Genomic DNA, 13,180 nt, shown 5'->3' with positions numbered 1-13,180 from the left:
AACAGTGTTCTAACCCTGTTTCACACTCACGACCCGTACTCGCTGAGGGGCGGGCAGGAGCAGACGAGGTTGCGGTCACCGCGGGCGCCGTCGATGCGCCGCACCGGCGGCCAGTACTTGTTCTTGCGCGATACCCCGGCCGGGTAGACGGCCAGCTCGCGGTCGTAGGGCTTGTCCCACTCCCCGACCAGCGTCTCGGCGGTGTGCGGCGCCCCGCGCAGCGGCGACTCCTCCGCGCTCCAGCGACCGGAAGCCACCTCGTCGATCTCGGCCCGGATCGCGATCATCGCGGCGATGAACCGGTCGATCTCGCCCAGGTCCTCGGACTCGGTCGGCTCGACCATCAGCGTCCCCGCGACCGGGAACGACATCGTCGGCGCGTGGAAGCCGTAGTCGATGAGCCGCTTCGCGACGTCGTCGACCGTCACACCGGTCTCCTTGGTGATCTGCCGCAGGTCGAGGATGCACTCGTGCGCGACCAGGCCGTCCTGCCCGGTGTAGAGCACCGGGTAGTGCGGGGCCAGCCGCGAGGCGACGTAGTTCGCGGCCAGCACGGCGACCTTCGTGGCCGCGGTCAGGCCGGGCGCGCCCATCATCCGGACGTAGGCCCAGGAGATCGGCAGGATCGACGCCGAGCCGTAGGGCGCGCCGCTGATCGGGCCGACGCCGGTCGCCGGGCCGGCGGCGTCCAGCAGCGGGTGGTTCGGCAGGTACGGCGCGAGGTGCGCGCGCACCGCGACCGGGCCGACGCCCGGGCCGCCACCGCCGTGCGGGATGCAGAAGGTCTTGTGCAGGTTCAGGTGCGAGACGTCGCCGCCGAACTCACCCGGCTTGGCCAGGCCGAGCAGGGCGTTGAGGTTCGCGCCGTCGACGTACACCTGGCCGCCGCCGTCGTGGACGATCTTGCCCAGCTCGTCGATCGAGTGCTCGTACACGCCGTGCGTGGACGGGTAGGTGACCATGATGGCGGCGAGCGTGTCGCGGTGGGTATCCACCTTGGACCGCAGGTCGGCCAGGTCGACGTTGCCCTCGTCGGTGCACTTGACGACGACCACGCGCATCCCGGCGAGCACCGCGGACGCGGCGTTCGTGCCGTGCGCCGACGACGGGATCAGGCAGACGTCACGCCCCTCGTCACCGTTCGCGCGGTGGTACGCGCGGATCGCGAGGAGGCCGGCCAGCTCGCCCTGGCTGCCCGCGTTCGGCTGCAGCGACACCTTGTCGTAGCCGGTGACCTCGGCCAGCCAGTCGGCCAGCTGCTCCACGAGCGTGTGGTAGCCCCCGGCGTCTTCGGCCGGCGCGAACGGGTGGATGCCGGCGAACTCGCGCCAGCTGATCGGCTCCATCTCGGTGGTGGCGTTCAGCTTCATCGTGCAGGAGCCGAGCGGGATCATGCCGCGGTCGAGCGCGTAGTCCTGGTCGGACAGCCGGCGCAGGTAGCGCAGCATCGCCGTCTCGGAGCGGTGGGTGCCGAAGACTTCGTGGCCCATGAAGCCGCTCTCGCGGGCCAGGCCGTTCGGCAGCGCGACGCCGTCGTTGACCTCGTCCTCGACGCCGAACGCGCGAAGGACCTTCGCGGCGATCGCCGGGGTGCTGACCTCGTCGAAGGCGACGCGCACGTGGTCGGCGTCGACGTGACCGAGGTTGATCCCGGCCTCGCGGGCGGCCGCGTGGACCTCGGCGGCCTGGCCGGGAACGTGCGCGACGACGGTGTCGAAGAAGGATTCGTGCACCACCTCGACGCCGGTCTTGCGCAGGGCCCCGGCGAAGCCGGCGGCGAGGCCGTGGACGCGCTGGGCGATCCGCTTGAGGCCGTCCGGACCGTGGTAGACCGCGTACATCGCGGCCAGCACGGCGGGCAGGACCTGCGCGGTGCAGATGTTCGACGTCGCCTTCTCGCGGCGGATGTGCTGCTCACGGGTCTGCAGCGCCAGCCGATAGGCGGAGTTGCCGTCGGCGTCGACCGAGACGCCGACCAGGCGCCCGGGCAGCGAGCGCTCGAGCCCGGCGCGAACCGACATGAACCCGGCGTGCGGGCCGCCGTAGCCGACCGGGACGCCGAAGCGCTGCGTCGACCCGGCGGCGACGTCGGCGCCGAACTCGCCCGGCGAAGTGATCAGCGTCAGCGAGAGGAGGTCGGCGGCGACGGTGAACAGCGCGCCCGCGGCCTTCGCCGACTCGGAAATCGCGTGGTAGAAGCCGCGGCCGCGCAGCACGCCGGACGCGCCCGGGTACTGGACGACAACGCCGAAGAAGTCGTCCGGCAGGCCGGTGAGCAGGTCACGGACCTCGACCTCGATGCCCAGGGCCTCGACGCGGGTGCGCACGACGGCGATGGTCTGCGGCAGGCACTCGGCGTCCAGGACGACCTTGTTCGACTTCGACTTCGACGCGCGGCGCATCAGCGTGACGGCCTCGGCGACGGCGGTCGACTCGTCCAGCAGGGACGCGTTCGCGGTGGCCAGCCCGGTCAGGTCGGCGACCATCGTCTGGAAGTTGAGGAGCGCTTCGAGCCGGCCCTGCGAGATCTCCGGCTGGTAGGGCGTGTACGCGGTGTACCAGGCCGGGTTCTCGAGGACGTTGCGGCGGATCACGCCGGGGGTGACGGTGTCGGAGTAGCCGAGGCCGATCATCTGCGTCATCGGGCGGTTGCGCGCGGCGAGCGCGCGCAGCTCCGCGGTGGCGTCCTCTTCGGACGCGGCGGGCGGAAGCCGCAGGTCAGCGGTGGCACGGATGGCACTCGGCACGGCCGCGCCGACGAGGGCGTCCAGGCTGCCGTAGCCGCACTCGGCCAGCATCTTCGCGCGTTCGGCCTCGGACGGGCCGATGTGGCGGGCGTCGAACTGCGTGGAAGTGATGGGAGCTCCTCGGGCCGGGCACACGGGTGCGCTGGGAACTCCCCCTCTGTCATGGCACCTGAGAGTTTCACCGTGTGGACACGGCTTTCACCTTGGGTGAGGCGCGGGTGCGCCTGCTTTCCAGAGTGGCCTCGCGCGAAGCGGTAACAGGTACCTGAGAGATTCTGGGGAGTTTGCTCCTTCGGTGCCCCACTGACTTCGTGAGGGCTCTCCCGCCTCGGCTCGACGGCCCGATCTGCAGTTGTGGCGGCTACCGTACCTGCCGCCTTCGAGGTCCGTCTACTTCATCGGGCCAACGCCACATCAGCCTTCGAGTCCGCTTCGATCCGCGACCCGCCGCACCACCCGCCCGGCCAGCGACGGCGGCCGCCGGACCCGGCCGGACGGCAGGACCAGCCGTTTCAGCGGCCCGCCCAGCGGCACCGGCGGGTGGCCGGCCCCCAGCAGCACCTGCTCCACGATCTGCTCGGCGAACCACGCCACCGAGTCGTTGAGCCGGTCCAGCGAGGGACTGTCGCCGTCGAAGACGTCCGCGTCGTCGAGCGTCACCTCGTAGTACGCGCAGCCCGGCGGGATCCCGGCCGCGACCGCCTCCTCGATCGCGCGCGCCCCGGCCAGCGGGTCCGAGAACCCCGCTTCGAGCAGCGGCTCGCGGTAAATGCGCGCTGCCCGCTCGCGCATGCGGGGGCCGTAGCGGACCACGAGCGGGAGGCGGCCGGTCAGGTCGGGCACGGCCAGTCCGTGCAGCAGCATGATCGGCGGAACCGAGTGCACCAGCCGCGGCGCGGGCTCGGCCAGCTCGCGGGCGGTGATCCGGACGCGGTCGGCCATCGCGTCCGGGAGGCCGAAGTAGCGGAAGTCGACGTTGCCGAACCCGAGGCCGTCGGCGACCAGCGACGCCAGCAGCTCGCCGTACCCCCAGATCGGCGACAGCACCACGACCGGCGGCGCGGCGACGACCGGCGACGACGCGGGCGGGCGTGTCGCCTCCTGCTCGGGCACCTGGATCACCAGCCGCGGCGGCTCGTGCCAGTCGTGCACCTCGGCGACCCGCCAGTACAGGCCGAGCGGCCGCCACAGCTCGCCGAGGACGTCGTGCTCGAGGATCCGGCGCACCTCGGCGTCGTCGTGGGGGAAGTCCCGCGGCGCCACGATGCCGACGTAGTGGTGGTAGGTGACGCGGACCTCGTCGCCGCGGGTCGCGGAGCGGATCCGCATCTCCCAGTCGACCGGCGACGCGGCGATGAGGTTGGCCACCTGCGTGCCGGGCGAGGAGTAGACGAGCGCCGTGGCCTGCCGCAGGAACTGCCCGGCCTGGTCGATGCCCTCGCGCAGCGCCTTCGCGGCTTGGGCGACGTGCACCGGGCTCGCGAGGCTGTCGGGCAGCACGCCGGCGACGCGCAGCAGCTCGGCCTCCCCGAGCCCGGTGACCTCGGCGAGCTGCGCCCAGTGGTCGAAGACGGTCACCTTCGGCGCGTGCCGGTGCTCGATCCAGCTGCGCAGCGTCGACGTCGGGACGCCGATGCGGCGCGCGGCCTCGTCCAGGGAGAGCCCCCTGGCCCGGATGCCGGTCCGGACCGCTTCCGCCCACTCGTCGGCGCGCCAGTGCGTCACCTCACAAAGCTAACGAAACCCGCTAGCTTTGCGCAGGGACGAATCGCCCACCCGGCATCGACGCTGGTCACCATGACCACCACCATCATCGCCCTGACCCTGATCGTCGGCGTGCTGACCTTCGCCGCCGGCGCGTTCCTCGCCTCCGAGATCGCCGTCCGGGTGCTCCGCCGACGCGAAAAGCTGGTCTCCGAAGAGCGCAAGAAGCTCAACGCCGCCTGGAGCTACCTGCGGGAGGTCTACGGCGTCAAGAAACCGACCAAGCGTTAGAGCGGGGTGACGTACGCGCCGGAGATGCCGCCGTCGACCAGGAACTGCGACGCCGTGATGAAGCTGGCGTCGTCGCTGGCCAGGAACGCGACCGCGGCCGCGATCTCCGACGGCTCGGCGAACCGGCCGACCGGCACGTGCACCAGCCGCCGCGCCGCGCGTTCCGGGTCCTTCGCGAACAGCTCCTTGAGCAGCGGGGTGTTGACCGGTCCCGGGCACAGCGCGTTGACCCGGATGTTCTCCCGCGCGAACTGGATGCCCAGCTCACGGCTCATCGCGAGCACCCCGCCCTTGGACGCGGTGTAGGAGATCTGCGACGTCGCCGCGCCCATCACCGCGACGAACGAAGCCGTGTTGATGATCGAACCGCGGCCCTGCCGCTGCATGTGCGGCAGGACGGCCTTGCAGCAGTGGAAGACCGACGTCAGGTTGACGCGCTGGACCCGCTCCCACGCCTCGATGCCGGTGGTCAGGATGGAGTCGTCCTCCGGCGGGGAGATCCCGGCGTTGTTGAACGCCACGTCGACCGAGCCGAACTGCTCGACCGTGCTGTGGAACAGGTTCTCGACCTGCTCGGCGTCGGTGACGTCGGTCTGGATGAACGCGCCGCCGACCTCGTCCGCGGCCGCCTTGCCCTCGGCCGGCGTCAGGTCCCCGATGACGACCTTCGCGCCTTCGCTCGCCAGACGGCGGGCCGAGGCGAGCCCGATGCCGCTCGCGCCGCCGGTGATCACCGCGACGCGGCCTTCGAAACGCTGGACCATTACTCCTCCGTGCTGAGAAAGACGTTCTTGGTTTCGGTGAACGCCGCCGTGGCGTCGGGCCCCAGCTCGCGGCCGAGGCCGGACTGCTTGAAGCCGCCGAACGGCGTCCAGTAGCGCACCGAAGAGTGCGAGTTCACCGACAGGTTGCCGGCTTCGACACCGCGTGCCACCCGGAACGCGCGGCCGGCGTCGCGGGTCCAGATCGACCCGGACAGGCCGTACTCGGTCGCGTTGGCCATGCGGATCGCATCGGGCTCCTCGGCGAACGGCACGACGGCGACGACCGGGCCGAAGACCTCGTCCGCCACGGCCGGGTGCCGCAGGTCGGGCGGGGTGAGGACGGTCGGCGGGAACCAGAAGCCCCGGCCTTCCGGCGCGCTGCCGCGGAACGCGACGGGCGCGTCGTCCGGGACGTAGGAAGCCACTTTCTCCCGGTGGGCGGCCGAGATCAGCGGGCCCATCTCGGTCTTCTCGTCGCCGGGGTCACCGACGACGACCCCGTGCACCGCGGGTTCGAGCAGCTCCATGAAGCGGTCGTACGCGCTCGCCTGCACCAGGATCAGCGACCGCGCGCAGCAGTCCTGGCCCGCGTTGTCGAAGACGCCGTAGGGCGCGGTCGCGGCGGCTTTCTCCAGGTCGGAGTCGGCGAAGACGATGTTCGCGTTCTTGCCGCCCAGCTCCAGCGTCACGCGCTTCACCTGCGCCGCGCAGCCGGCCATGATCTGCTTGCCGACCTCGGTCGAGCCGGTGAAGACGACCTTGCGCACGCCGGGGTGGTCCACGAACCGTTGCCCGACCACGGATCCCTTGCCGGGCAGCACCTGGAAGACGTCCTCGGGAATGCCGGCCTCGCGCGCCAGCTCGCCCAGCCGGACCGCGGTCAGCGGCGTCAGCTCGGCGGGCTTGAGGACGACGGTGTTGCCGGCGGCGAGCGCGGGCACGAAGCCCCAGCCCGCGATCGGCATCGGGAAGTTCCACGGCACGATCACGCCGACCACGCCCAAGGGCTCCTGGAACGTGACGTTGACCCCGCCCGGGACCGGGATCTGCTGGCCGATCAGGCGTTCCGGCGCGGCGGAGTAGTAGTTGAGGACGTCACGGACATTGCCCGCCTCCCAGCGGGCGTTGCCGATGGTGTGCCCGGAGTTCTCGACCTCGAGCCGGGCGAGGTTCTCGATGTCGGCCTCGACGGCGTCGGCGAAGCGGCGCAGCAGCCGCGCGCGGTCGCCGGGGGTGACGTCGCGCCACGCCGGGAACGCCGCCTGAGCGCGGGCGATCGCCGCGTCCGCCTCTTCGGCGCTGGTCAGCGGGACCGTTCGCACCACCTCCTCGGTGGCGGGGTTCAGGACGTCGAAAGTGCTGGTCATGCCCTCTCCTTGCTCGCGTCGACGAGGGCCGCGAAGAGCCGCACGTCGTCGCTGTCCTGCTCGGGGTGCCACTGGACGCCCAAGGTGAACTCGCCCGGTACTTCGGCGGCCTCGATCGTGCCGTCGGCGGCCCAGCCGACCGCCTGCAAGCCTGCGCCGAGGCGGTCGATCGCCTGGTGGTGGTAGCACAGGGTCTTGGTCTCGGAGCCCAGGATCGCCGCCGCCCGGCTGCCTTCGGCCAGCGTGACGGTGCCTCGGCCGAAGGTCGCCGGCGCGGGCTGGTGTTCGGTGGTGCGCGCGCTTTCGGGTAGGTGCTGGGCGAGCGTGCCGCCGAGAGCGACGCTCATGACCTGCAGGCCGCGGCACACGCCGAGCACCGGCTTACCCGCCTTGCGGGCGGCCTCGAACAGGCCGAACTCGAAGACGTCCCGGTTCGGCCGGGTGTAGGTCGCGGGGTGCGGCTCCTGGCCGTAGCGCCCGGGTTCGACGTCGGCGCCGCCGGTCAGCACGAGTCCGTCCACAGTAGACACGAGCTTGTCGTAGGCGTCCGACACCGGGGGCAGCAGCACCGGGATGCCGCCCGCCGCGACGACGCAGTCGACGTAGAACCGGTGCAGCAGCACGGCTTCGGTCTCCCAGACCAGGAACTTCGCGGGTTCGAGGTAGCTGGTGAGGCCGATGACCGGGCGGTCGTCAGAGGCGTTCGAAGCCACGGACCCGCTCCCAGTCGGTGACGGCGGCGTTGTAGGCGTCGACCTCGATCTTCGCCGCGTTCAGGTAGTGCTCGACCACCTCTTCGCCGAACGCCTCACGCGCCAGCTCACTGCCCGCGAGGGCCGCGGCGGCTTCCGGCAGCGTGGTCGGGACCGTTCCCCGGTCGGACTGGTAGGCGTTGCCGACGAAGGGCTCTTCCAGCTCCAGTTCGTTCTCGATGCCGTGCAGGCCCGCGGCGATCAGCGCGGCGACGGCGAGGTACGGGTTGACGTCCCCGCCCGGCACGCGGTTCTCGACGCGCAGCGAGTCGCCGTGGCCGACGACGCGCAGCGCGCAGGTGCGGTTGTCGGTCCCCCACGCGATCGCCGTCGGCGCGAAGCTGCCGGGCACGAACCGCTTGTAGGAGTTGATGTTCGGCGCGAAGAAGTACGTCAGCTCGTGCAGCCCGGCGAGCTGGCCGGCGAGGAACTGCTCCATCAGCGTCGAGAAGCCGTGGTCGTGGTCGCCCGCCATGACGGCGCGGCCCTCGGTGGAGCGCAGGCTGATGTGGATGTGGCAGGAGTTGCCCTCGCGCTCGTTGTACTTCGCCATGAACGTGAGGCTCTTGCCCTCCTGCGCGGCGATCTCCTTGGCGCCGTTCTTGTAGACGCTGTGGTTGTCGCAGGTGCTCAGCGCGTCCGTGAAGCGGAAGGCGATCTCCTGCTGGCCGGGGTTGCACTCGCCCTTGGCGGACTCGGGATAGAGCCCGGCGCCGGACATCTCGTTGCGGATGCGGCGCAGCAGCGGCTCCAGGCGCGCGGTGCCGAGCATCGAGTAGTCGACGTTGTACTGGTTGGCGGGCTTGAGGCCCTGGTAGCGCTTGTCCCACGCGGCTTCGTAGGTGTCGTCGAAGACGATGAACTCCAGCTCGGTCCCGACGTAGGCGGCGAGCCCGCGCTCGGCGAGCCGGTCGAGCTGCCGGCGCAGGATCTGACGCGGCGACACGGCGACGCCGCCGCCCTGCACCCGCTCGACGTCGGCCAGCACCAGCGCGGTGCCCTCCTGCCAGGGGACTTCCCGCAGCGTCTCGAAGTCGGGACGCAGCACGAAGTCGCCGTAGCCGCTCTCCCACGACGAGAGCGCGTAGCCGTCGACGGTGTTCATGTCGACGTCCACGGCCAAGAGGTAGTTGCAGGCCTCGGTGGCGTGGCCGACGACCTCATCCAGGAAGTACTCCGCCGAGCAGCGCTTGCCCTGGAGCCTGCCCTGCATGTCCGTGATCGCGACGAGCACGGTGTCGATCGTGCCCGCGTCCACGCGCGCCCGGAGCTCGTCGAGCGTGAGCATGCCTCGTCTGCGTGCCATCAGCCGCCCCAAAGGTTTGATGCGAATCCTTTGCGGCTTCTTCCTACCCGGTGACGCCCGGCGGGTCAACCGGAACAAAGGTATTTTCTTGAGCCATTGAAGTGGTGGCTCGCGGCGGGGAGGCCGGGGCTGCGGCGAGGACGTGATGAAAGGGTCGTTCACCTCGCCAGGTGACATGAAAGAGTCGTTCATGTCAGGTCAGCGACCCGGTTGCGCACGTCCGCGGTAGCCTCCGGGCCCGCCCGGCCGCCATGATCGGCGGGCCTGTCCCACCCGGCCGGGTCCGGCGCGGCGGATTGCGCGGTTTGCCCGGCTGAGAAGAGTCTGTGAATTCCGCGCGAGCGGGAGGAATCCGGGGTACTCCCACGTTGAACGGGGCAGGAGAGGTGAGATCGATGACCACAGCATTCACGCAGCAGAGCACGATCGGACAGCAGCAGGCGCGGCCCCAGCTGCCCACCCTGCCCACCGGCTGGCCGATCGGTTCCTACGAGTCCTACGAGCAGGCGCAGCGCGCGGTCGACCACCTCGCGGGCGCGGAGTTCCCGGTCACCGACGTCACGATCGTGGGCGTGGAGCCGATGCTCGTCGAGCGCATCGCCGGCAAGATGTCGTGGGGGAAGGTCCTCGGCAGCGCGGCGACGTCCGGCGCGATGTTCGGTCTGTTCCTCGGGTTGGTGCTCAGCCTGCTGAACCCCGGCGCGGGCCTGGTCCCGATCGTGATCGGCCTGGTCGCCGGTCTCGGGTTCAACCTGCTGTTCGGCGCACTCGGGTACGCGGCCAACCGCAACAAGCGCGGGTTCGTCTCCCAGAGCCAGCTGGTGGCGCGCCGCTACGACGTCCTGTCCCAGCCCCGCAACGCCGAGAAGGGCCGCGCACTCCTGGCGGACCTCGCGGCTCGCAGCGCGTTCGGTCACTGACGCACCAAAAGATCGAAGGCCGCCCCCGGTTCTCCGGAGGCGGCCTTCGTCGCGTCAGGAGCGGCCCCGACCTCCGCTCCTGATGGCTTCTACCTGGTCGGCGTCGTCGCCGGCGGCGGCGTGGTGCTCGTCGTGGGCGCCGGGGTCGTCGTCGGCGACGGCGTTGCCGAGGTCGTCGGCGGCACCGTCACCTTCGGGATCGCCGCGCTGAACGGCACCCCCGCGTCCTCGCGGCAAGCCGAGCGGTACCCGTTGTAGCCGTTGTAGTTGCCCTGGTCGTCGGTGACGCCCTGCTCGATCTTCGGCCGCGGGAACCGGTTGTCCTCGCCGATCTTCTCCTTGCTCCCGCTCGACCGCTCGCAGCCGTAGCGGGTCAGCGTGATCGGCCGGCCCTCTTCGTCGTAGAGGTAGACCTCCGTCAGCGGCTTGCCCTCGGCGTCGAAGGCGTAGACGTTCTCGATCTCGTGGTTGCCGTAGCTCAGCTGCTCGTTGCCGTACCGGTCGGACGACGACGGGTAGTACGACGGCGAGCTCGAGTAGGAGTTCCGGTTCGAGATCAGGTCGACCGCGGCACCGAAGCCACCCAGGATGCCGCCGATGACGAACGCCGAGATCGGCACGGCCACCCACAGCAGCCGCCGGTCGCGCCGCAGCCGCGGACCCGCCCAGACGGCCGCGCCGCCCGCGACGAGCAGGAACGGCAGCAGCAGCACGGCGCTGCGCGAGCGCAGCATGAGCAGCAGCCCGAAGGCCAGCAGCACGATGGCGCACACGATCCACCACGCCGGCTTGAGCGAAGCGAGGTAGCTCAGCGCCTTCCCGGAGTCCTCCTGCTGGCGCCCCTTGTTCAGCGCCTGCCGCAGCCACGCCACCTCCGGCAGCGCCAGCACCGGCTCGACCCCGCCCTTCAGCAGCAGGAACAGGCTGATGAGGAACACCGGCAGGAAGAGCGCCGCGCCCAGGAGCGCGTCCGGTTGGACGCTCACCGCGGCGGCGAACGCGAACAGCGCGAGCGCCACCGCGCAGAGCATCAGGCCCCAGAACGCGATCCGCGGCTTCGCGAGGCTCGGGTTCTTGGTCGTGGCGAGCACCTGCGTCGCGCCTTCGGCCGCCGGCGGGTAGCCACCGGACGCGCGCAGCTCGGCGGCGTAGCTTTCGGGCGTGCCGAGCCGTTCGATCAGAGCCTCGACGCGGGCCCCCTCCCCCAGCTCGGCCTCCAGCTCCGCGAGGTGCGGCCGGACGTCTTCGAGGATCTCTTCGATCTCGCTCGCGGGCAGGTCGGCGAGCGCGGTGCGGACCCGCGCCAGATAAACCCGCACGGCGGTCGGCTTGTCGCTCATGCTGCCTCTCCCACTGCGTCTCCCAGGAGTACGTTCATCGTCGATGCGAAGCTCTGCCAGGTCTTGCCCGACTCCGTCAGGCGGAGCCGGCCCGGCTCGTTCAGGCTGTAGTACTTCCGGTGCGGGCCCTCTTCGCTGGGCACCACGTACGACGTGAGCAGGCCGGCCTTGTAGAGCCTGCGCAACGTCCCGTACACCGACGCGTCCCCCACCTCTTCGAGGCCGGCGCTCCTGAGTCTTCGCAGGACGTCGTACCCGTAGCCGTCTTCCTCGCGGAGCACCGCGAGCACGGCGAGATCGAGCACCCCTTTGAGCAGCTGACTGATCTCCACTGCACCCTCCAGTCTTACGCTTGGAAAGGTACCACGCATTGCACAGTAGTGCGCACGGCGGAGGGCCAGATGGGCGTGTCGGGTCCGTTCAGGCCCCCGTGTCCACGGGGCGTTCGAAGAAGGATTCGAGGATCACGATCGTCTGCGTGCCGGTGACACCGTCGATCGCGAACAGCCGGCGCAGCGACGCCTGGAGCTCCTCGGTCGTCGACGTGCGCACCTTGACCAGCAGCGACGCCGGCCCCGCGATGACGTGCGCCTCCACCACTTCGGGCATGGCTTCCAGGGCCGCGCGCACCGGCTCGTCCCCCATCCAGGCGCCGGCCTCGACGAGGACGAACGCCGCGACGCCGCGGCCGACCGCGGCCGGGTCGACGTCCACGGTGGTCCGGCGGATCACGCCCTGCTCGCGCAGCTTGCGGACCCGCTCGTGGGCTGCCCCCGCGGAGAGCCCGACAGCCTTGCCGAGGGCGGCGTACGCCTGCGTCGCGTCCTGCTGGAGTTCGGCGAGCAGCATGCGATCCACGTCATCCACGTCTTGACCATATCAGGTTCGGCGATCCATGCTTATCGCAGAATCTCATTAGGGGTGACAGATGGATCTGGTGAAGACGGACTTCGAGGTGCTGGATGAGCGCTTCGCGCGCGTCAACGGCGACGAGTGGATGCAGCGCCTGCACACCGGCTGCCGCTGGACCGAGGGGCCGGCGTACTTCCCGGCCGGGCGCTACCTGGTGTTCAGCGACATCCCGAACGACCGCACGCTGCGCTGGGACGAGACGACGGGCCAGGTCGGCGTGTTCCGGCAGCCCGCGTCCTACTCGAACGGGCACACGGTCGACCGGGCCGGGCGGCTGGTCAGCTGCGAGCAGGGCCGCCGCCGGGTGACGCGCACCGAGCACGACGGCTCGATCACCGTGCTGGCGTCGGAGTTCGAGGGCAAGCGGTTCAACAGCCCGAACGACGTCGTCGAGCACTCGGACGGGTCGATCTGGTTCACCGACCCGAGTTACGGCATCGACAGCGACTACGAGGGGTACCAGGCGGAGAGCGAGATCGGGGCGTGCCACGTGTACCGCGTGGCGCCGTCGGGTGAGGTCCGGATCGTCGCGGACGACTTCTCCCGGCCGAACGGGCTGGCGTTCTCGGCCGACGAGTCGCTGCTGTACATCGTGGACACCCGGCAGAAACCCAGCCACATCCGGGTGTTCGAAGTGGGCCGCGAAGGCGCGCTGACCGGCGGATCGATTTTCGGGACGTGCGACAACGGGGCGTTCGACGGAGTCCGGGTCGACAGCGAAGGCCAGGTGTGGGCGGCGGCGCACGACGGGTTGCACTGTTTCGCGGCGGACGGGACGGTGATCGGGAAGCTGCGGGTGCCGGAGATCTGCTCGAACTTCACGTTCGGCGGCGCGCGGGGGAACGAGCTGTTCATCACCGCTTCGAGCTCGCTGTACTCGCTGCGGGTGACAGTCAACGGCGCTCGCTACCCCCGCTGACGAGCGCCCCAATGTGGCATCGGGTGCGTCACACGCACCCAATGTGGCGTGGGGGGGGGGGGGGGGGCCCCCCCCCCCCCCCCCCGGCGCGCCCCCCCCCCCCCCCCGCGGCCCCCCACCCCCACCCCCCCCCCCCGCCCCCCCCCCCCCCCCCCCAC

At 70.8% G+C, this 13,180-nt stretch carries 12 protein-coding genes and 1 riboswitch; of the genes, 3 read left to right on the top strand and 9 right to left on the bottom strand.

Translation table 11 applies throughout. The features are described 5' to 3' along the window. Positions 1 to 26: 26 nt before the first annotated feature. Positions 27 to 2,858, bottom strand: coding sequence for an aminomethyl-transferring glycine dehydrogenase (gene gcvP, locus AB0M59_RS22670; RefSeq protein WP_364618102.1), 2,832 nt, complete (start codon positions 2,856 to 2,858; stop codon positions 27 to 29). Positions 2,859 to 2,894: 36 nt separating this feature from the next. Then, positions 2,895 to 2,992: riboswitch (glycine riboswitch) on the bottom strand. Positions 2,993 to 3,161: 169 nt separating this feature from the next. Then, positions 3,162 to 4,472 (bottom strand): helix-turn-helix transcriptional regulator, encoded by a 1,311-nt coding sequence (locus tag AB0M59_RS22665; RefSeq protein WP_364617917.1) that lies wholly within the window; start codon positions 4,470 to 4,472, stop codon positions 3,162 to 3,164. A 72-nt stretch (positions 4,473 to 4,544) separates the two neighbouring features. Between AB0M59_RS22665 and AB0M59_RS22660 the strand changes: the two genes are divergently transcribed. After that, positions 4,545 to 4,742, top strand: coding sequence for a hypothetical protein (locus AB0M59_RS22660; protein WP_285989107.1), 198 nt, complete (start codon positions 4,545 to 4,547; stop codon positions 4,740 to 4,742). Here AB0M59_RS22660 and AB0M59_RS22655 read toward each other — a convergent pair. Genes AB0M59_RS22655 through AB0M59_RS22640 form a run of 4 tightly spaced genes read right to left on the bottom strand, consistent with a single transcriptional unit; the run spans position 4,739 to position 8,931 of the window. Then, positions 4,739 to 5,506, bottom strand: coding sequence for a 3-oxoacyl-ACP reductase (locus AB0M59_RS22655; RefSeq protein ID WP_364617915.1), 768 nt, complete (start codon positions 5,504 to 5,506; stop codon positions 4,739 to 4,741). The genes AB0M59_RS22660 and AB0M59_RS22655 overlap by 4 nt on opposite strands. Continuing rightward, the gene (locus tag AB0M59_RS22650; protein ID WP_364617913.1) at positions 5,506 to 6,873 is read right to left on the bottom strand and encodes an aldehyde dehydrogenase family protein; all 1,368 of its coding nucleotides are present in this window, start codon (positions 6,871 to 6,873) and stop codon (positions 5,506 to 5,508) included. Before AB0M59_RS22650 ends, AB0M59_RS22655 begins: the two co-directional genes overlap by 1 nt. Continuing rightward, positions 6,870 to 7,586, bottom strand: coding sequence for a gamma-glutamyl-gamma-aminobutyrate hydrolase family protein (locus AB0M59_RS22645; RefSeq protein ID WP_364617911.1), 717 nt, complete (start codon positions 7,584 to 7,586; stop codon positions 6,870 to 6,872). The genes AB0M59_RS22650 and AB0M59_RS22645 overlap by 4 nt, the downstream gene beginning before the upstream one ends. Continuing rightward, positions 7,567 to 8,931 carry a glutamine synthetase family protein gene (locus AB0M59_RS22640; protein WP_364617909.1) on the bottom strand — a complete coding sequence of 455 codons (1,365 nt, stop codon included), beginning with the start codon at positions 8,929 to 8,931 and terminating at the stop codon, positions 7,567 to 7,569. The genes AB0M59_RS22645 and AB0M59_RS22640 overlap by 20 nt, the downstream gene beginning before the upstream one ends. 395 nt (positions 8,932 to 9,326) lie before the next feature. Here AB0M59_RS22640 and AB0M59_RS22635 point away from each other — a divergent pair, with 395 nt between their 5' ends. Beyond that, on the top strand, positions 9,327 to 9,851 hold the full coding sequence (locus AB0M59_RS22635; RefSeq protein ID WP_364617907.1) for a general stress protein: 525 nt from the start codon (positions 9,327 to 9,329) through the stop codon (positions 9,849 to 9,851). Between the two features lie 89 nt (positions 9,852 to 9,940). Here the strand turns inward: AB0M59_RS22635 and AB0M59_RS22630 are convergent, their stop codons facing one another. The 3 genes from AB0M59_RS22630 to AB0M59_RS22620 form a co-directional block, all read right to left on the bottom strand. Next, positions 9,941 to 11,191 carry a hypothetical protein gene (locus AB0M59_RS22630; RefSeq protein WP_364617905.1) on the bottom strand — a complete coding sequence of 417 codons (1,251 nt, stop codon included), beginning with the start codon at positions 11,189 to 11,191 and terminating at the stop codon, positions 9,941 to 9,943. Further along, a complete protein-coding gene (locus tag AB0M59_RS22625) occupies positions 11,188 to 11,523 on the bottom strand; it encodes a PadR family transcriptional regulator (RefSeq protein WP_364617904.1) in 336 nt (111 codons plus the stop codon). The genes AB0M59_RS22630 and AB0M59_RS22625 overlap by 4 nt, the downstream gene beginning before the upstream one ends. An 88-nt stretch (positions 11,524 to 11,611) precedes the next feature. Continuing rightward, the gene (locus AB0M59_RS22620; RefSeq protein WP_364617902.1) at positions 11,612 to 12,058 is read right to left on the bottom strand and encodes an Lrp/AsnC family transcriptional regulator; all 447 of its coding nucleotides are present in this window, start codon (positions 12,056 to 12,058) and stop codon (positions 11,612 to 11,614) included. 61 nt (positions 12,059 to 12,119) lie between these two features. On the opposite strand from AB0M59_RS22620, the gene AB0M59_RS22615 reads away from it, so the two are divergent. Further along, positions 12,120 to 13,022, top strand: coding sequence for an SMP-30/gluconolactonase/LRE family protein (locus AB0M59_RS22615; RefSeq protein WP_364617900.1), 903 nt, complete (start codon positions 12,120 to 12,122; stop codon positions 13,020 to 13,022). Positions 13,023 to 13,180: the final 158 nt, after the last annotated feature.

Origin of the sequence: Amycolatopsis sp. NPDC051371, from assembly GCF_040682155.1 — a bacterium.
Lineage (GTDB): Bacteria > Actinomycetota > Actinomycetes > Mycobacteriales > Pseudonocardiaceae > Amycolatopsis.
The sequence above is the reverse complement of the archived record's forward strand: the minus strand, read 5'-3'. Positions and strand labels throughout refer to the sequence as shown.